General features: G+C 46.9%; 19 protein-coding genes. 9 read left to right on the forward strand and 10 right to left on the reverse strand.

The features are described 5' to 3' along the window. Positions 1-20: 20 nt before the first annotated feature. Complete coding sequence (locus NYE49_RS19760) at positions 21-155, reverse strand: hypothetical protein (RefSeq protein ID WP_047183393.1); 135 nt, start codon at positions 153-155, stop codon at positions 21-23. Positions 156-304: 149 nt separating this feature from the next. Between NYE49_RS19760 and NYE49_RS19765 the strand changes: the two genes are divergently transcribed. From NYE49_RS19765 to NYE49_RS19795, 7 genes are all read left to right on the forward strand, one after another. Then, positions 305-454, forward strand: a complete 150-nt coding sequence (locus tag NYE49_RS19765; protein ID WP_003227330.1) for a teichoic acid D-Ala incorporation-associated protein DltX — start codon at positions 305-307, stop codon at positions 452-454. A gap of 17 nt (positions 455-471) precedes the next feature. After that, positions 472-1,983 carry a D-alanine--poly(phosphoribitol) ligase subunit DltA gene (gene dltA / locus NYE49_RS19770; RefSeq protein WP_047183394.1) on the forward strand — a complete coding sequence of 504 codons (1,512 nt, stop codon included), beginning with the start codon at positions 472-474 and terminating at the stop codon, positions 1,981-1,983. Next, positions 1,980-3,167 carry a D-alanyl-lipoteichoic acid biosynthesis protein DltB gene (dltB, locus tag NYE49_RS19775; protein ID WP_003227327.1) on the forward strand — a complete coding sequence of 396 codons (1,188 nt, stop codon included), beginning with the start codon at positions 1,980-1,982 and terminating at the stop codon, positions 3,165-3,167. Before dltA ends, dltB begins: the two co-directional genes overlap by 4 nt. Before the next feature lie 16 nt (positions 3,168-3,183). Beyond that, positions 3,184-3,420, forward strand: a complete 237-nt coding sequence (gene dltC, locus NYE49_RS19780) for a D-alanine--poly(phosphoribitol) ligase subunit DltC (RefSeq protein ID WP_003227325.1) — start codon at positions 3,184-3,186, stop codon at positions 3,418-3,420. Further along, complete coding sequence (gene dltD / locus NYE49_RS19785; protein ID WP_047183395.1) at positions 3,420-4,598, forward strand: D-alanyl-lipoteichoic acid biosynthesis protein DltD; 1,179 nt, start codon at positions 3,420-3,422, stop codon at positions 4,596-4,598. The genes dltC and dltD overlap by 1 nt, the downstream gene beginning before the upstream one ends. 90 nt (positions 4,599-4,688) lie before the next feature. Continuing rightward, complete coding sequence (locus NYE49_RS19790; RefSeq protein ID WP_174616688.1) at positions 4,689-5,447, forward strand: SDR family oxidoreductase; 759 nt, start codon at positions 4,689-4,691, stop codon at positions 5,445-5,447. A 140-nt stretch (positions 5,448-5,587) separates the two neighbouring features. Next, on the forward strand, positions 5,588-6,679 hold the full coding sequence (locus NYE49_RS19795) for a branched-chain amino acid aminotransferase (protein WP_015385020.1): 1,092 nt from the start codon (positions 5,588-5,590) through the stop codon (positions 6,677-6,679). 32 nt (positions 6,680-6,711) lie between these two features. Here NYE49_RS19795 and licH read toward each other — a convergent pair whose 3' ends face one another. From licH to NYE49_RS19830, 7 genes are all read right to left on the reverse strand, one after another. Beyond that, positions 6,712-8,040: a 6-phospho-beta-glucosidase LicH gene (gene licH / locus NYE49_RS19800; RefSeq protein ID WP_047183397.1), complete on the reverse strand. Its 1,329-nt coding sequence runs from the start codon at positions 8,038-8,040 to the stop codon at positions 6,712-6,714. Continuing rightward, positions 8,037-8,369, reverse strand: coding sequence for a PTS lichenan transporter subunit IIA (gene licA, locus NYE49_RS19805; RefSeq protein ID WP_047183398.1), 333 nt, complete (start codon positions 8,367-8,369; stop codon positions 8,037-8,039). Before licA ends, licH begins: the two co-directional genes overlap by 4 nt. A gap of 18 nt (positions 8,370-8,387) precedes the next feature. Next, the gene (licC, locus tag NYE49_RS19810; protein ID WP_015250911.1) at positions 8,388-9,746 is read right to left on the reverse strand and encodes a PTS lichenan transporter subunit IIC; all 1,359 of its coding nucleotides are present in this window, start codon (positions 9,744-9,746) and stop codon (positions 8,388-8,390) included. Between the two features lie 15 nt (positions 9,747-9,761). Next, complete coding sequence (gene licB / locus NYE49_RS19815) at positions 9,762-10,070, reverse strand: PTS lichenan transporter subunit IIB (protein ID WP_003218755.1); 309 nt, start codon at positions 10,068-10,070, stop codon at positions 9,762-9,764. 128 nt (positions 10,071-10,198) lie between these two features. Beyond that, complete coding sequence (gene licR / locus NYE49_RS19820) at positions 10,199-12,118, reverse strand: transcriptional regulator LicR (protein ID WP_041518112.1); 1,920 nt, start codon at positions 12,116-12,118, stop codon at positions 10,199-10,201. Between the two features lie 162 nt (positions 12,119-12,280). Further along, the gene (locus tag NYE49_RS19825) at positions 12,281-12,439 is read right to left on the reverse strand and encodes a hypothetical protein (RefSeq protein ID WP_009968374.1); all 159 of its coding nucleotides are present in this window, start codon (positions 12,437-12,439) and stop codon (positions 12,281-12,283) included. Between the two features lie 28 nt (positions 12,440-12,467). After that, positions 12,468-13,058 (reverse strand): DNA-3-methyladenine glycosylase, encoded by a 591-nt coding sequence (locus tag NYE49_RS19830; protein WP_003227303.1) that lies wholly within the window; start codon positions 13,056-13,058, stop codon positions 12,468-12,470. Positions 13,059-13,186: 128 nt separating this feature from the next. Between NYE49_RS19830 and katX the strand changes: the two genes are divergently transcribed. Both katX and NYE49_RS19840 read left to right on the forward strand, forming a co-directional pair. After that, positions 13,187-14,830, forward strand: coding sequence for a catalase KatX (gene katX / locus NYE49_RS19835; RefSeq protein ID WP_015385023.1), 1,644 nt, complete (start codon positions 13,187-13,189; stop codon positions 14,828-14,830). Between the two features lie 103 nt (positions 14,831-14,933). Next, on the forward strand, positions 14,934-16,136 hold the full coding sequence (locus tag NYE49_RS19840) for an MFS transporter (protein ID WP_342410676.1): 1,203 nt from the start codon (positions 14,934-14,936) through the stop codon (positions 16,134-16,136). Here NYE49_RS19840 and NYE49_RS19845 read toward each other — a convergent pair. Next, on the reverse strand, positions 16,133-16,909 hold the full coding sequence (locus NYE49_RS19845; RefSeq protein WP_342410677.1) for an ABC transporter permease subunit: 777 nt from the start codon (positions 16,907-16,909) through the stop codon (positions 16,133-16,135). The genes NYE49_RS19840 and NYE49_RS19845 overlap by 4 nt on opposite strands. Further along, positions 16,906-17,793 carry an ABC transporter ATP-binding protein gene (locus tag NYE49_RS19850; protein WP_342410678.1) on the reverse strand — a complete coding sequence of 296 codons (888 nt, stop codon included), beginning with the start codon at positions 17,791-17,793 and terminating at the stop codon, positions 16,906-16,908. The genes NYE49_RS19845 and NYE49_RS19850 overlap by 4 nt, the downstream gene beginning before the upstream one ends. Between the last annotated feature and the right edge of the window lie 3 nt (positions 17,794-17,796).

Here is a 17,796-nt window from a genome sequence, read left to right on the forward strand (position 1 = left end):
ACGCTTCCGCCCCGATTTCATTAGGTTTCTGCTTCCACTTGATCGAACAGGTACAGAAAATTTTTTTTAAGTACATTACACTTTTTAAAAGTTAAAAAGATCTTTTGACTCCAGGTATCTTTTCCTTTATTATGAATCAGCTCGAAACATTCCATTCTTGCCCTTGCAGGTATAAAGATTCATTTTCAAAAACATACGCCGATATATTAATTTGAGGGAGATTAGGGAAAAAATGAAACTTTTTGAGCATCTGATCGTCAAATACTCATGTGATTGTCGAAAAAACGGGAAGGGAATTTTTGATATGCTGCAATTAATGAAACAGCTGTATGAAAAACCCGCTGTCAAGTGGACATGTCATACAGGCTTTTATTTGATGATACTGCTTGTTTTGTTTTTTATGTATGGTTTTCACACCGCGAATACCGGTTCATATATTTATAACGATTTCTAATTGGAGAGAGAATAACTATGAAACTTTTACATGCTATTCAAACACATGCGGAAACTTATCCGCAAACCGATGCCTTCCGCTCTCAAGGCCAGTCGCTCACGTATCAGGAATTATGGGAGCAGTCTGACCGCGCGGCTGCCGCGATCCAAAAACGCATTTCTGGGGAAAAGAAATCTCCTATCCTTGTGTACGGCCACATGGAGCCGCACATGATCGTTTCCTTCTTGGGAAGTGTCAAAGCGGGACATCCTTATATTCCGGTTGACCTGTCCATTCCGTCCGAACGGATTGCGAAAATTATCGAAAGCTCTGGAGCAGAATTGCTGATCCATGCAACAGGACTCTCAATTGATGCAGTCGGCCAGCAGATTCAGACAGTTTCTGCGGAAGAACTGCTGGAAAACGAAGGCAGCTCTGTCAGCCAAGATCAATGGGTCAAAGAACACGAAACGTTTTATATCATTTACACTTCCGGAAGCACAGGAAATCCGAAAGGCGTGCAGATTTCCGCTGCGAACCTTCAAAGCTTCACAGACTGGATTTGTGCAGACTTTCCAGTCAGCGGAGGAAAAATATTTTTAAACCAAGCACCGTTCTCATTTGATTTGTCTGTCATGGACCTATATCCGTGCCTTCAATCAGGCGGGACTTTACATTGCGTGACAAAGGATGCTGTGAACAAGCCGAAAGTCTTATTTGAAGAGCTGAAGAAGTCCGGGCTGAATGTGTGGACATCAACGCCTTCCTTTGTGCAAATGTGCCTGATGGATCCGGGTTTTTCACAGGATCTGCTGCCTCATGCGGACACATTTATGTTTTGCGGAGAGGTTCTTCCGGTTTCTGTGGCAAAAGCGCTGCTTGAGCGTTTTCCGAAAGCGAAGATTTTTAATACGTACGGCCCGACTGAAGCGACAGTGGCTGTCACATCGGTTGAAATTACGGATGACGTCATCAGCCGCAGCGAATCGCTTCCAGTGGGCTTCGCCAAACCAGATATGAATATTTTCATTATGGATGAAGAGGGACAGCCGCTTCCTGATGGAGAAAAAGGAGAAATCGTCATTGCAGGGCCGAGTGTAAGCCGAGGCTACCTTGGTGAGCCAGAGCTGACGGAAAAAGCGTTTTTCTCCCATGAAGGCCAGTGGGCATACCGAACTGGCGATGCCGGCTTTATTCAAGACGGTCAGATTTTCTGCCAGGGACGTTTGGATTTTCAGATTAAACTTCACGGCTATCGAATGGAGCTGGAGGAAATCGAGTTCCATGTCAGACAGTCACAGTACGTTCGCTCTGCTGTCGTGATTCCTTATCAGCCAAACGGAACAGTTGAGTACCTGATCGCTGCTATTGTGCCTGAGGAGCATGAGTTCGAGAAGGAATTCCAGCTGACAAGCGCTATTAAAAAAGAGCTTGCCGCTTCTCTTCCGGCATATATGATCCCAAGAAAATTTATCTATCAGGATCACATTCAAATGACGGCTAACGGCAAAATTGACCGAAAACGCATTGGCGAAGAGGTTCTTGTATGACGCCTTACAGCTCGTTTTTATTCTTTATACTGCTTGGCATTCTTCTTCTGCCGACGATCATTCTCGGCTTAAACGGAAAAAGATTTCAAGCATACAACATGTTCATATCTATCATTATATTGGCTTTAATTTTTTCGCACGACTTACACGGGGTCATCGCGCTGTGCCTGTTTACAATATGGCAGGTGCTCCTGATCAGCGGCTATCTGGCATACCGGCAGAAAGCGAACAGCGGCTTTGTCTTTTGCGGAGCTGTTATCGCGTCTATTCTGCCTTTATTTCTGTCAAAAATATGGCCGTTTCTTTCACACCCGCAGCCGCATCATCCGCCGCATAACCTGATCAGCTTTTTAGGTATTTCATATTTAACCTTTAAAGGCGTTCAGCTGATTATGGAAGCAAGAGACGGACTGCTGAAAGAACAGCTGCCATTGCACCGCCTGCTGTATTTCATCCTGTTTTTCCCGACGATTTCCTCCGGCCCGATCGACAGATACCGCCGGTTCGTCAAGGATGAACAGAAGGCTTGGACGAAAGAAGAATACGCCGACCTGCTGTATACGGGAATCCATAAAATCTTCATCGGTTTCCTGTATAAATTTATTATCGGCTACGCGATCAATACGTACTTCATCATGAATCTTCCCGCAATCACGCACAATAAGATTCTTGGGAACCTGCTGTACATGTACGGCTACAGCATGTATTTATTCTTTGATTTCGCCGGCTACACGATGTTTGCCGTCGGGGTCAGCTACATTATGGGCATTAAATCACCAGAAAACTTTAATAAACCATTTATCAGTAAAAATATTAAAGATTTCTGGAATCGCTGGCATATGTCTCTGTCATTTTGGTTCAGAGATTATGTGTTTATGAGATTCGTATTTTGGATGACTAAGAAAAAGTGGATCAAAAACCGTATGGCCGTCTCAAACATCGGGTATTTCCTGCTGTTTATGCTGATGGGGGTTTGGCACGGGCTCGCGCCGCAATATATCATTTACGGCCTCTATCATGCCGTTCTGATGACGTGTTACAACTTTTTCGAGAAGTGGAATAAGAAATATAAATGGCTGCCGTCCAACCGCTGGACAACCATTCTCGCGATTGTGATCACATTCCATTTCGTTTGCTTCGGGTTTTATATTTTCTCAGGAAAACCATTTCATCACCACCATTAAAGGAGATTAGAAAGCTATGGATTTTAAACAAGAGGTATTAGACGTTTTAGCAGAGGTTTGCCAGGATGACATCGTAAAGGAAAATCCTGATATTGAAATTTTTGAAGAAGGTTTGCTTGATTCTTTTGGAACAGTAGAATTGCTGCTTGCGATTGAAAACCGTTTTGATATTTTAGTGCCGATCACTGAATTTGACCGGGACGTTTGGAATACACCTAACAACATTGTAAATCAGCTGTCTGAGTTGAAATAATGAAAAAGCGTTTTTTCGGTCCAATTATTTTGGCGTTTATTCTATTCGCAGGCGCCATCGCAATTCCATCTTCATGGCTGACAGGCTTCATCACCGATAAGCGTGTGAAAGAGTCAGCAACAGCCTTGAATCCGAGTATGTTTCAAGGGCTATATTTACAAGATCAGATGCTCAAAGATCCGACATATCTTCCGATTTACGGGTCTTCTGAGCTTTCTCGGCTGGACGAGTTCCACCCATCTAATTATTTTCAGGTAAACAATGAGGGATTCACGCCATACCTTGTCGGCAAAGGCGGATCCCAGTCATTGATTCATTCTTTAAACTTCGCTGCCCATATGGATCAGCTGAAGGGCAAAAAAATCGTATTCATCGTGTCTCCGCAATGGTTTATTAAGCGCGGGTCTGATGAACAGCATTTCGCGCCGAACTATTCTGCGCTGCAAGGGCTTGATTTGGCATTTAACGATCAGATCGACCCTGAAATTAAAAAGAAAATGATGAAACGCATGCTGCGCTTCAAGGCTGTGCAAAACGATGCCATTCTTTCTGAGCTGTACAAAGCAATGGTAAACGGCCAGACGTGGAAAGTGAACGCGCTGAAACCGGCGGCGAAAGTGTATTACAGCATGCTGGAAAAGAAAGATCTGTATTATTCAACGACAGAATCATCCGGGCCAAAGCGCTATATCTCGCAGTCAGTAAAGGATAAGTCATGGTCTGAATTGAATAAACTAGCGGATCAATCAGGCAAACGCCACTCCGGTTCTAACGATTTTCACATCGACAACCCTGTCTATAAAAAGCTGAAGCCGAAAGTGCCTAAGCTAAAAGGGAAAAACAAAGGAAGATCGTATGGGGTGTCACCGGAATATGGCGACTTTGAAATGATGCTCGATATCCTGAAGGATGCGGGCGCAGAGCCTATGTTTGTCACCATTCCTGTTAACGGGAAATGGTACGATTACACAGGCTTCCCGAAAAAAGGACGCACTGACTATTACAAAAAGGTAAATAAACAAATCAGAGCGAAGGGCTTCCAGGTTGCTGATTTCTCAGGGCATGAATATGACCCGTATTTCATGAAAGACACCATCCACATCGGCTGGAAAGGCTGGGTGTATGTCGATAAAGCAATTGACGAATTTTATAAAACCGGAAAAGTCACTTCATCCTGAGCATCTCATAGGACGCGGCTGCATATTTCCTGCTAAGATTTGAAATAGTAAAGGAATCACAGCCAACTTAATTAAGAGGTGTTACATCCAATGAAGATGACAGGCAATACGGTTTTAATCACAGGGGGTTCTGCTGGCATTGGGCTTGAACTTGCCAAGCGCCTGCTGGAGCTCGGCAATGAAGTTATCATTTGCGGACGCAGCGAAGCACGTCTTGCAGAAGCGAAGCAGCAGCTCCCAAACATCCATACAAAGCAATGTGATGTTGCAGACCGTTCGCAGCGGGAAGCATTGTATGAATGGGCTTTAAAGGAATATCCGAACTTGAATATTCTCGTCAACAACGCCGGCATTCAAAAGGAAATTGACTTTAAAAAAGGGACAGAGGAGCTTTTTGTGGACGGCGATGAAATTGAACTTAATTTCCAAGCTCCTGTCCATTTATCCGCCCTTTTCACACCTCATTTGATGAAGCAGCCTGAGGCGGCAATCGTTCAGGTCACATCCGGGCTTGCGTTTAACCCGTTAGCTGTTTATCCGGTGTACTGCGCAACAAAAGCAGCACTTCACTCGTTCTCGCTTACGCTCAGACACCAGCTCCGCGACACGAGCGTGGAAGTGATTGAAATGGCACCGCCTATGGTGGACACGGGCTTAAACCAAAAATCACGCGATAAACAAGGCCTGACGTACCGGGGCATTTCATCTGAAGAATATGTTCAATATTTCTTGGACGGCTTGAAGGAAGGCAAACAGGAGATTACAAATGAACGTGTTGAAGGTCTTCGGGATGCCACTCGCGCCGATTATGACAGGTTATTCGAGCAAATGAACACGCAGGAGAATTAATTTCTCCTGCTTTTTTCATATGAATTTCTTACAAATTTGAGCAAACCTATTGCGATTATTTGTTGAAGGTATACAATAGAATATAATTATTTTCAAATAAGTTTGATAATATAAACAATTTAACAGCAGGGAGATTGACCATGACTAAACAAACGATTCGCGTTGAATTGACATCAACAAAAAAACCGAAACCAGACCCAAATCAGCTTTCGTTCGGAAGAGTGTTTACAGACCACATGTTTGTAATGGACTATGCGGCAGATAAAGGTTGGTACGATCCAAGAATCATTCCTTATCAGCCCTTATCAATGGATCCGGCCGCAATGGTCTATCACTACGGCCAAACCGTGTTTGAAGGGTTAAAGGCTTACGTGTCAGAGGATGACCATGTTCTGCTTTTCAGACCGGAAAAAAATATGGAACGCCTGAATCAATCAAACGACCGCCTCTGCATCCCGCAAATTGATGAAGAACAGGTTCTTGAAGGCTTAAAGCAGCTTGTCGCAATTGATAAAGACTGGATTCCAAATGCGGAGGGCACGTCCCTTTACATCCGTCCGTTCATCATCGCAACCGAGCCTTTCCTTGGTGTTGCGGCATCTCATACGTATAAGCTCTTGATCATTCTTTCTCCGGTCGGCTCTTATTACAAAGAAGGCATTAAGCCGGTCAAAATCGCTGTTGAAAGTGAATTTGTCCGTGCGGTAAAAGGCGGAACAGGAAATGCTAAAACCGCAGGGAACTACGCTTCAAGCTTAAAAGCGCAGCAGGTCGCCGAAGAGAAAGGATTTTCCCAAGTGCTTTGGCTGGACGGCATTGAGAAGAAATACATCGAAGAAGTCGGAAGCATGAACATCTTCTTCAAAATCAACGGTGAAATCGTAACGCCGATGCTGAACGGAACCATCCTGGAAGGCATTACGCGCAATTCAGTCATCGCCTTGCTTAAGCATTGGGGCCTTCAAGTTTCAGAACGAAAAATTGCGATCGATGAGGTCATCCAAGCCCATAAAGACGGCATCCTGGAAGAAGCCTTCGGAACTGGTACAGCAGCAGTTATTTCCCCAGTAGGCGAGCTGATTTGGCAGGATGAAACACTGTCAATTAACAATGGCGAAACAGGGGAAATCGCAAAAAAACTATATGACACGATTACAGGCATTCAAAAAGGCGCTGTCGCAGACGAATTCGGATGGACGACCGAAGTCGCAGCGCTGACTGAAAGCAAGTAAAAAAAAGCCGGCCCATTACAGGCCGGCTTTTTTCACGCTTCAATTTTGTTGAAAAACTGCGGCAGATACGCTTTGTGCGCCTCCAGCATTTCGTCTAAAATCTGTTTGGCCACAGTATCGGACGGGACAAGCGGGTTAATCGTCATGGCAAGGAGTGCAGTTTGATAGTCACCTGTAACTGCCGCTTCTGCCGCGACACGTTCAAAGGATTTGATTTGCTGGACAAGGCCGCGGACAGACACCGGCAAGTCGCCGACAGCAATTGGCTTAGGGCCGGTTTTCGTCATCACACAGTTCACTTCAACTGCGGAATCGTCTGGAATACTCGCTATTGCACCATTATTGATCGTGTTCACCGGCTGAATGTCATGTTTATCATTATAAATGGAGCTGATTAAGTTACATGCTGCATCACTGTAGTAAGCTCCGCCCCGTTTTTCCAGCTGCGGCGGTTTGATCGCAAGGTTTGGATCTTTATAAAGCTCGAACAGCTCTTTTTCGACCTTCTGTACGACTTCAGCGCGGGTGCCCTCCGTTTGTGATGCTTCCAGTTCGTGCTCCAGCATCTCTTTTGTTTTGAAATAGTAACGGTGATAGCCGCAAGGGATGACATTAAGCGCTTTCAAGAAATCCGGTTCCCATTCGGCGCCCGAGATATTTTTCATCGTCATCGCGTTTTTCGGGTCGCCCATCGCCTCGATGACTTGCTCCTTCACACTTACGCCGTCCAAGAAAACTTCCAGCCCAAATACCATATGGTTCAGTCCGGCGAATTGGACTTCTACGCGGTCCACATCTACATCAAGCGCTTTGGCTACGCCCATTTTGATGCCGATTGGAACATTACAGAGACCGACGACTTTCTTCAGGTTGGAGTAGCGAAGCAAGGCTTCTGTTACCATGCCGGCAGGGTTTGTGAAGTTAACAAGCCAAGCGTTCGGGCAAAGCTCTTCTATGTCCTTTGCGATCTCAAGGATGACCGGAATTGTGCGCAATCCTTTAAACAGGCCTCCCGGGCCGTTTGTTTCCTGGCCAATCACTCCGTATTTTAGTGGAATGCGCTCATCCTTTGCTCTTGCCTGCAAAAGTCCGACGCGAAATTGAGTCGTGACAAAGTCTGCGTCTTTCAGCGCTTTTCTCCGGTCGAGCGTAAGATGAATGTCAATCGGGACGCCAGCTTTTTCAACCATCCGTTTGGCGAGTGTGCCGACAATATTCAGCTTTTCTTCGCCCTCAGGGATATCGACGAGCCATAATTCGCGCACAGGCAGCTCATCATACCGTTTAATAAACCCTTCCACTAGCTCGGGCGTATAGCTTGAACCTCCGCCAATCGTTACAATCTTCAATCCTTTTGTCATATGCTTGCTCCCCTTTGCTCGGTGATTTTTTCATATAACTCAATGATCTCTGCAGCCATATCCTTCACTGTCATTGCATTCATTAAATGATCCTGTGCATGAACCATCAGAAGCGTCATTTCCGTCTTTTCTCCGCCCGCTTCATTTTGGATCAGCTCTGTCTGATAATGATGGGCTTTTGACAATTCTTCAGCAGCGTCTTGAAGCTTTTTCCGCGCTTCTTCTGCGTCACCGCTTTTCGCAGCGCCAATGGCCTCCATTGCGGAGCTCCTACCGTTTCCTCCGTGAAGGATGATTTGAAAAATGATTTGTTCCATTTCCTCATTCACGCGATTCACTTCCTTTCTCTACAGAGCCGCTTCTTTGTCATCTGATGCTGCAGGCGTTTGGACCAGCTCCAGATCGTTTTCTTCTTTCAGCTTCTGCTTATCCCACATTCTGAAGAATGGATAGTAGACAACAAAGGACACGGCAATATTAATGGCTTGCATGACCGCGCCTGAGACTTTTCCTCCTGTCGCCAAGTAGCCTGAAAAGATCGGCGGCATGGTCCACGGCACTGCGATACCCGCCGGTTTGGCGACAAGGCCGGTGCTCATTCCGATGTACGTGAGTGTCACTGTGACAAGCGGCGTGATGATAAACGGAAGTAAGAGCATTGGGTTCATGACGATCGGCATTCCGAATATAATCGGTTCGTTAATATTGAAGATGGCCGGGCCGACCGCAAGCTTCCCGAGCTGCTTCATTTGTTTGCTTCGGGCGCGCAGGAACATCGTGACAACCAGTGCCAATGTGGCGCCGCTTCCGCCGATATTGACCCAGATATCGAAAAATTGCTGGGTGAAAATCTTAGGAAGCTCCTCACCGGCTTGGAATGCGATCCGGTTGGCATCCATTGCGCCGTACCAAATCGGTGCCATGACGCCGCCGACAATGTTTGCACCGTGAAGGCCGCAGGCCCATAAAAGCATTTTGACGGCTTCGGCGACAAGGCTTCCTCCAAGGCTTCCTCCCAGAATGGAAAGCGGAGTCCCCAATAAAACGCTTACAATATTATGAAGGCTTTCAAACGGTGTCGCTTCAACAATCAGCCGGGCTGCCCAAATCAGGAAGATAACGGCAAAGCCGGGGATTAACGCGACAAATGACTTGCTTACCGCCGGCGGAACACCGTCCGGCATTTTGAAGACTAAATTGCGCTGGATAATGAGGCGGTAAATCTCTGTGGACACCATTGCGATAATCATGGCGACAAACAGGCCTTTGCTTCCCATGAGCGAAAGCGGAATCCCGCCGCCAACCATGATTTCTTTCGTCGCGCCATCCGGCATAAACGGCACTTGATAAGGTGTTGCTAATAAAAATGCCGCAAGGGAGATGGCTCCGGCCGACAAGGCATCAACGCCGTATTTCTCGGCGAGCCGGTAGGCGATGCCGAACGCGGCGACAAGACCCATAATTTCAAAGGTCGCGTCGACTGGGTAGGCCAGCTTTTCAGACCAGGAGCTGCCAAACGTTTTTGCCATAAACTCAGCGTATCCCGGGATCGGGAGGTTGCCAATGATGAGGAAAAAGGAACCGATGATAATCAGGGGCATCGTGAGGATGATACCATCACGCAGCGCCTGCAAATGACGCTGTCCCGCAATTCTTCCCGCTATAGGCATGACCTTTTCTTCTAAGATCTGATTGACTTTATTCACATAGCCCGCCCCTCTCTATGACACATGTCCAAGCTGTTCAGCTGATTTCAGCACTTCCGCCCCGTTGCACGTGCCATAATGGACGGTATTAATGACGTCTACCGGAACCCCCTTTGACTCTCCTAATTTTTTGAGCTGCGGAAGCATGTAACGGACTTGCGGACCGAGAAGCAATACATCCGCTTTATCGATATGATTTTGTACAGAATCGCCTGAAACTGCCCAAATGGTATAGTCTTTTCCCTGTTCCTGCGCACTTTTTTCCATCTTGCTCACCAGTAAACTAGTAGACATGCCTGCTGCACAAACGAGTAATATATTCATGTAAAAGACCCCCTAGAGTTTGATCAATTTTGTAATGTCCTGCTGTTGCTATCATCATATTATGAAATCGCTTTCATAAACACTCAGGGTTTTTCCGCAGGCAACGGAAAAAAGGTATATACAGGCTGTCAGCTCAGCATTTTTTGGTCAAACACATCCGAAAGCTCTTGATACGACCGGCATTTGACCAGCTGGTTCACCGCCGCCGGGTCATCCAAAATGCTGCCAAGCAGTTTATACATGCTTTGCAAATCCGCTTTGTTCTCCTTTTCGACACAAAGCAGACAGACAAATTGAACTCGCTGACTCTCCCAATCGATCGGTTTTTTGAGCGTACAAACGGCCCAAAACGTTGTTTTCGTCTGTGGAACAAGCGGGTGCGGGATGGCAACAAGATTGCCAAAACACGTAGGCGACATGTCTTCTCTTTCAAAAATGGAATCTATGATTTCTTCATCGGCAAAGCCGCATTCGACCGCTTTCTGCCCTAAAAATTGAATCACTTCTTCTTTTGAGCGCAGATCCTCCTGAAAAAAAACGAGTTCTTTTTTTAGGTAGCGATTGGCTTTTTCCTTTTCATCACTCAGAATAGATTCTATTTTTGTAAAGTCAGTTCCGCCTAAGATGGTGTTAACCTTCAGTACTGGTACAGGGAGCTCTTTTTTAATCGGAATGGTGCTGATGACAAAATCAATTGATTCGTAGGACATTTGATCAAGACTATAATATTCAGCCGTTCCAAGAATATCGAGCCGCTTGCCGAAATGGGAACGCAGTTTTTCGCGCAGAAGCTGGGCGCTTCCGGCACCCGATGCGCATACAATGATACAGCGTTTCGGCGGACTTTCTGTTTTTTTTCGTTCAATCGCGGCGCCAAAGTGGAGGGCCAAATATCCAATTTCGTTTTCATGAATCTCAATACCCGTTTGTTCCTTTATCACGATTCCGGCTATGATCCCGGCTTCAAAAGCGAGTGGATAATGTTCCTTGATCGCTGCCAGCATCGGATTTCGAAGATTCATGCCGTATCGGTTGCGGCTGATCGCCGGCTTCATATGCAGGGCCAAGCCGATTTTCAGCTCTTTGTCATGCAGGATGCCAAGCTTCAGTTCACGATCAACAGCTTTGATCATGGCAAGTGTCAGCTGATCGGTTTCTTCTTCTATTGAGAATGTGTCCTCTCCGCATTGTGTCATTCGTTTTGTGCCAAGGAGATGCATGGCGATGTAGGCCGTCTCGTCTTTCGGAAACGTAACGGCAAGCGCTGATTCCAGCTCTTTTACGATGGCTTCTGCAGCCCGGTATTCTTTTTGATGCAAGATATGATCCATATCTTTCGGGAAAAGAGATACATAGTTTTCCGTTCTGATCCGTTTACAGGCGATAGCGATATGGATAATGAGGTTATTCAGTCCCATGTTGGACAGAGGGATGCGGTCGTTTTTCATTTTTTTCAAGATGGCGGAACGGATGATCTCAATTTCTTCTTTTGGCAAAATATCAGCCTTTTCATTCAAAACATCTATCTCCGTTTCTCTTTCATCAACAATGTACTCCGCCATACAGTACCTTATCTGTACCTCGTCCCCGCGCAGCTTGAAGCCGTAATTCGGGCGTGTTTCCATGACAATGCGGTAAGGCAGCAGACGTTTCTTTACTTCCTTTAAATCCGTTTGGAGTGTAGATTTTGAGATAAATAGTTCTTCAGCCAGTTCATCGAGCTTGAGATAATGGTCCGCCAGCAGCAGACGTTTCATAAGATAGGCCATTCTCTCCTCCGGCAATACCGGCAGGCCCTTTTTTTGCTGAAATACATCTTGCAGCAGTGTTCTGAATACTTGCTCGTCATCAATGCGGAGCTTGTAGCCGGAGCCTCTTACAGATTGTACAAAGGCACCGTGGCCGCTTAGCACACCTTGCAGTTCCTTTATATCATTGCGGACTGTCCGCGTCGTTACGTTTAATTGCGCGGCAAAAAACGAACTTGTCACCGGGGCTTCAGCCGCCATCAGCAAGCGCAGAATATCACGAAGTCGCCCATGAAGCATGAGAAAAACCTCCTATCTAGTAGATGCAGGGATTCAGTGAATAGGCAGAAAGGATGATGAAGGGATGCGAAATGTATATAAATTCTATAATGGAGAGAATGGCAAGTCAATGAACATCCGGAGGACTAGAGGGAAAACTGACCTATAAAAAAACAGCCGGGGTCAGCCGGCTGTTCTAGATGCGGACATATTCTTTTGTTTAGACGCCTTTCGGTCCTTCATGATTTTTCGAACAATCGGGTAAATGACCGGCGCCCATTTGATAACGGTTTTGATCATCTTTTTCAAAGCTCCGATTCTCCCTTCTTTTTTCTCAACCATTCCCCTGATTGCCTCTTCCTTAAACATGCTAACGCGACACGTACCTGTTTCCCGTCACCCAGAAACGCCATGGATAATCGCGTGCCTCCCCGCTGTTGTCAATGCCGATGCGCGGGCCGGTTGAAATTGCTTCCGGTGTGTACCCGCTTTCGATGTAAAGCGGCTGTTCCGTGATCCAGCGTCCGTAGTCATTCATCGTGACGCCAAGCGCTTTCGTCAGCTTTCCAGGCCCGTTTGTCCATTCCCTCGGACTCCTGCCCGGCCTTCTCTCCTCCATTAACAGCTGGCCTTCATGCGGCTCAATCGCCCTGATTAATACCGCTTGCGGGACATCCTCTTCCGCGGCAACGACATTCAGCAATGTATGGGTGTGCATCACATATGTATATACCCGCCCAGCTTCTGCAAACATGATCTCAGTCCGCTTCGTCCGGCGGTTGTTAAAACTGTGTGCCGCTCTGTCTCCAGCCCCCATATAGGCCTCTGTTTCCACAATATAGCCTGACGCTGTGCCTTCGTCTGTTTCTTTTACAAGAAGGCAGCCCAGAAGCGATGGGGCAAGCTCAAGAGCGGTTTTTTGATAAAACGTGATGGGCAGAGGATTTTTTTCTCTTGTCACGAATCGACCTCTCCTTTTACCGATTTTTGTACATTGTACCATTCCCGAAGCAGATCAAAAAAAACGGCTGTTTTAAAATCTTTCCATTCAGGGAATATTGTTACCGTTCAAAAAAGGAGGGCCAACCATTGAAAGATGATCATCAAAACAAGCAGCACCAATCAAATGCCCAAGGGAGCGAGGAAGCGCTTTCTCATAAGACATCCGGGAAAAACGAGTCAGAGGATACCTTAACGAATAGGCAGGGGCATCCTGTTACTGACAACCAGAATGTGAGAACCGTCGGGAATAGAGGGCCTACAACACTTGAGAACTATGATTTTCTCGAAAAGATCAGCCACTTCGACCGGGAACGCATCCCAGAGCGGGTTGTTCATGCCAGGGGAGCAGGTGCACATGGATATTTTGAAGCGTACGGAAGCTTCGGAGACGAACCGATTTCAACATACACACGGGCCAAACTCTTTCAGGAAAAAGGCAAGAAAACACCGGCATTTGTCCGTTTTTCAACTGTGAATCATGGAAAACACTCGCCTGAAACATTGAGAGACCCGCGCGGTTTTGCTGTAAAGCTATATACAGAAGACGGAAACTGGGATTTGGTCGGAAATAACCTGAAAATCTTTTTTATCCGCGACCCGCTGAAATTTCCGGATCTTGTACACGCATTTCAGCCTGATCCAGTGACCAACATCCAGGATGGTGAACGTATCTTCGATTTCATTTCTCAATCTCCTGAAGCGACACACATGATCACCTTCTTGTTTTCGCCTTGGGGCATTCCGGCCAACTACCGGCAAATGCAGGGTTCAGGCGTACATGCCTATAAATGGGTGAATGAGGAGGGCAAGGCCGTTCTCGTGAAATACCATTTTGAACCGAAGCAGGGCATCCGCAACCTGACACAGAAGGAAGCAGAAGAGATTCAAGGGAAAAACTTTAACCATGCCACACAGGATTTATATGACGCGATTGAAAATGGCGATTATCCAGAGTGGGAAGTGTATGCTCAAATCATGAGCGATGATGAGCATCCTGAACTGGACTTTGATCCTCTTGATCCGACAAAACTGTGGTATAAAGACGATTTCCCATGGAAACCGATCGGCAAATTGGTGCTGAACAAAAATCCGGAAAACTACCATGCGGAAGTGGAGCAAGCTTCATTTGGAACGGGGGTGCTTGTCGACGGGCTTGATTTTTCCGATGACAAACTGCTTCAGGGACGGACGTTTGCCTACTCTGATACGCAGCGCTACCGTGTAGGCGCAAATTACCTGCAGCTCCCGATCAACTCGCCGAAAAAGCATGTCGCCACCAACCAGGAAGGCGGGCAAATGCAATATCGGGTCGATAGAGCAGAAGGACAAAACCCGCACGTCAACTATGAGCCATCCATTATGGGCGGGCTGAAGGAAGCGAAGCAGGACGGAAAAGACCATACGCCGCATGTCGAAGGTGATGTAAAGCGTGAAGCGATTGACAGAACAAACAACTTCGGACAGGCTGGAGAAACGTACCGGAGATTTACTGAATTTGAGCGGAACGAATTGATTACGAATTTGGTAAATACGCTTTCTACGTGCCGAAAAGAAATTCAGGATCAAATGATTGAGAATTTCACAAAAGCTGATCCTGACTACGGAAAACGCGTAGCAGAAGGGCTAAAAAAGGTTTCCGAGAACAACAGCAACGGGCCGATCGGCACAACTGAAACGGAACAGGCTGCAAAGCAGGCTGAACAGGAGAGCCACCCATCTGATCCGTATTAACAACAGCGAACAGGGCTTTTTTTGAAGCCCTGTTTTTTTATTTTTCTATTGAAACGCTTTCAACAATTGTGTTGTACTGGAAGGAAAGGGGTGGAGAGATACGATGGAATTACAGCAGGACTTGATTCCTCAGAAAAAAACAATCGGCGCTTTAGATCACGCCGTTTTTTTATGCATGGTATTTTGTTTCTGGTTTTCAGGCTATATTTACGTTCCTGTATTCAGTCTGTATTTGGAGGATCTGCACTTTTCATATGGCGCAATCGGCATCATTCTCGGCAGCTACGGGGTCACGCAAATCCTTCTGCGATTCCCGCTCGGCCTTGTGTCAGACATCCTGTTTTCCTTGCGCAAGCAATTGTTAATTGCCGGGTTCGGCTTTTCCGTCCTCAGCAGCCTGCTTTTTCTGATGTTTGATTCTTTCTTCTTCGTGCTGGCCGCCCGGCTTTTCGCGGGAATTACTGCTTCTATGTGGGTGATGGCGACCATTTTATACGCACATTATTTCAACAATGGCAATGCATCAAAAGCAATGGGTATCATGCAGTTTTTTACCGTCATGCCTCAGTTTGCCAGCATTGTGTTCTGCGGGCTTGCGGCAGCCCATTTAGGCAGGCAGGTCCCATTTTGGATGGCGCTGGCAGCCTCGGTCGCAGGTCTGGTGATCTGCTGCTTTATTAAGGATCCGTCTGCTCCTCCCGCAAACCGTGACACCATTCGTGTCAATCAGTACATCAAAGATACATTGCGGCTGCCAAAGCTGAAGCTTTTCACCATCCTGTCTATGACGGCCCATGCCGTATTATTTATCACAGTGTTTGGTTTTACGCCGCTTTACATGAATCAGCTCGGAATGGGCGACGCGGAGCTGCTTTGGGTGATGAGCGCCTTTTTCCTCCCACACGCAGCCGCCACATTAAGCTTTGTTTTTCTGCGGTTCACAAGCAGTATCGCTTACTCCGTGATGCTCATTAGTTTCGCTGTCACCGGGGTCTGTTTGCTATACGTTCCTTTTTCAGCTGCATTGTTCACGGTTTGCATCACACACGCCTGTATCGGGCTGGCGCTCGGCTTCGTTTTTCCTCTGCTGCTAAGCCATGTCGTCGAAGTCAGTTCTGCCCGATTAAAAATGTCAGTGATGGGGTTTTATCAATCATTTTATGCGCTAGGGATCTTCCTCGGGCCCCTTCTTGCCGGAAAAATCGCACAGCTTGTCGGGCTTGCGGGAGTTTTTTATGGAGCCGGGTCTCTGGCATTTGCCGCCTTTTTTGTAATGCTCGCGCAAAAACGTAACATGATCAATTAATAGCTTTCATACCGCCGGAATCGCCACACAGAAAACACTGCCAGAAGTATGATGCACAGAATGGAGAAAGTGAGTGACCATCCGAAAAAATCTGCCCGCTCTCCATGAAGAAGGATATGCTCCGCCTGCTTGCAAATCTCAGCCGGAAGCCACTTCGCACCATCTGGAAATAGTGAAACAGCAAAGGAAACGGCTGCTGTGAGCCCGATCCCGCAAGCGGCAGCTGCTCCGACAGACCGGAATATCGTACTTCCAGCAAGGCCGGCGGTCACAATAAATATCACCCAAAGCGCGTAAAGGCCAAGGCTTGCGGCAAAGCGGCTGAATGATGCGTCCTCAAACAGCAGCCGAACGTAATAATAAGCAAGCCCGTATCCAGCTGCAAACGACGCAATGCTGATCACGCTTTGGGTGAGCCATTTGCTCACGATATAATGGGCTGCCGTCACAGGCCGCGACATGATCAGCGATGTTACGCCTTGATTTCTTTCATTCGCCACGCTGCCCATCACGCTGAAGATGACCAGAGCCATGCCAAGCGTGTTGAATTGAGAAAGCGTGCTGACCATCACTTCAGACCCGGAGGGCATCGTAAAACTAATTTTCATGCCGTCAGGAAGGCTTCCTCCGTGTTCAATGATTTCCGGCATATAATAAATGGTCAGCGGCTGTGTGAGCCCCACGATCATCATCGCAATCGGCAGCCAGATCAGCTTGCCGCTTTTCCACCCTTCCAGCCATTCTTTCTGCAATAACGCCATCATCACCTTCATGCGTGCACCACCTTTAGATAGACGTCTTCAAGAGACTCCGTTTTCTGTTCAAAACGGGTGACGGTCAATCCCTTTCGGATACAGTCACTCAACAATGACCGGCCAGCTTGTATATCTGGCAGTTCGAAAACAGCTTGGGACGGATTCATATAGACAATAGCTGATACGTAAGGCTTCTCTTCAAGCCAGCCTTCCAGCTTCTCTTTCACTGAAAGGGTAAAAACGTTCGTTTGCTGCTGTTGTTTCAGCTCCTGTAACTCGCCTTTCCATGAAATTTCACCGTTTTTCATAATCACCACTTGATCACACACCTGCTCTGCATCGTGCAAAACATGTGTAGAAAACAGAACGGCCATATGCTTTTTCAGCTCCCGCATCATGTCCAGCACCTCGAACCGCCCTGTCGGATCAAGAGCAGACACCGGTTCATCCAATATCAAAAACTTCGGTTTATGGAGCAGTGCCTGTGCCAGACCGAGTCTTTGTTTCATGCCTCCTGAATAGCCCCCGATCCTTTTGTTCGCCGCTTCGTGCAAACCGACAAATTCCAGCATCCCGCCGATTTCCTCTTGGCATTTTCTCTTCGAAAGACCGGACAGTCTCCCCGCAAATGTTAAAAATTCATTTGCGGTCATCCACGAATAAAAAGCTGGATACTGCGGGAGGTACCCAATCAAACGCCGATCCGGCTTTTTCTCTCCTAACAGCTTAATGTTTCCGGAGGTTGGCGAAAGCAGTCCGGCCAGCATTTGCAGAGTCGTGGTTTTGCCGGCTCCATTAGGTCCTAATAGTGCGACACACTCATTTTCATTCACGTGAAAACTGACATTCTTTACAGCTTCATGATGCCTGTACGATTTGCATAATGATTCAATAGACAGCATATC

It is taken from the genome of Bacillus sp. FSL L8-0358, from assembly GCF_038593095.1.
In the GTDB taxonomy this organism is placed as follows: domain Bacteria; phylum Bacillota; class Bacilli; order Bacillales; family Bacillaceae; genus Bacillus; species Bacillus subtilis.

Excerpts from the sequence above, each read along its gene's own strand:
- NYE49_RS19760 (WP_047183393.1), bottom strand. The coding sequence starts at position 155 with ATGGAATGTTTCGAGCTGATTCATAATAAAGGAAAAGATACCTGGAGT.
- NYE49_RS19765 (WP_003227330.1), top strand. The coding sequence starts at position 305 with ATGCTGCAATTAATGAAACAGCTGTATGAAAAACCCGCTGTCAAGTGG.
- dltA (WP_047183394.1), top strand. The coding sequence starts at position 472 with ATGAAACTTTTACATGCTATTCAAACACATGCGGAAACTTATCCGCAA.
- dltB (WP_003227327.1), top strand. The coding sequence starts at position 1,980 with ATGACGCCTTACAGCTCGTTTTTATTCTTTATACTGCTTGGCATTCTT.
- dltC (WP_003227325.1), top strand. The coding sequence starts at position 3,184 with ATGGATTTTAAACAAGAGGTATTAGACGTTTTAGCAGAGGTTTGCCAG.
- dltD (WP_047183395.1), top strand. The coding sequence starts at position 3,420 with ATGAAAAAGCGTTTTTTCGGTCCAATTATTTTGGCGTTTATTCTATTC.
- NYE49_RS19790 (WP_174616688.1), top strand. The coding sequence starts at position 4,689 with ATGAAGATGACAGGCAATACGGTTTTAATCACAGGGGGTTCTGCTGGC.
- NYE49_RS19795 (WP_015385020.1), top strand. The coding sequence starts at position 5,588 with ATGACTAAACAAACGATTCGCGTTGAATTGACATCAACAAAAAAACCG.
- licH (WP_047183397.1), bottom strand. The coding sequence starts at position 8,040 with ATGACAAAAGGATTGAAGATTGTAACGATTGGCGGAGGTTCAAGCTAT.
- licB (WP_003218755.1), bottom strand. The coding sequence starts at position 10,070 with ATGAATATATTACTCGTTTGTGCAGCAGGCATGTCTACTAGTTTACTG.
- licR (WP_041518112.1), bottom strand. The coding sequence starts at position 12,118 with ATGCTTCATGGGCGACTTCGTGATATTCTGCGCTTGCTGATGGCGGCT.
- NYE49_RS19825 (WP_009968374.1), bottom strand. The coding sequence starts at position 12,439 with ATGGTTGAGAAAAAAGAAGGGAGAATCGGAGCTTTGAAAAAGATGATC.
- NYE49_RS19840 (WP_342410676.1), top strand. The coding sequence starts at position 14,934 with ATGGAATTACAGCAGGACTTGATTCCTCAGAAAAAAACAATCGGCGCT.
- NYE49_RS19845 (WP_342410677.1), bottom strand. The coding sequence starts at position 16,909 with ATGAAGGTGATGATGGCGTTATTGCAGAAAGAATGGCTGGAAGGGTGG.
- NYE49_RS19850 (WP_342410678.1), bottom strand. The coding sequence starts at position 17,793 with ATGCTGTCTATTGAATCATTATGCAAATCGTACAGGCATCATGAAGCT.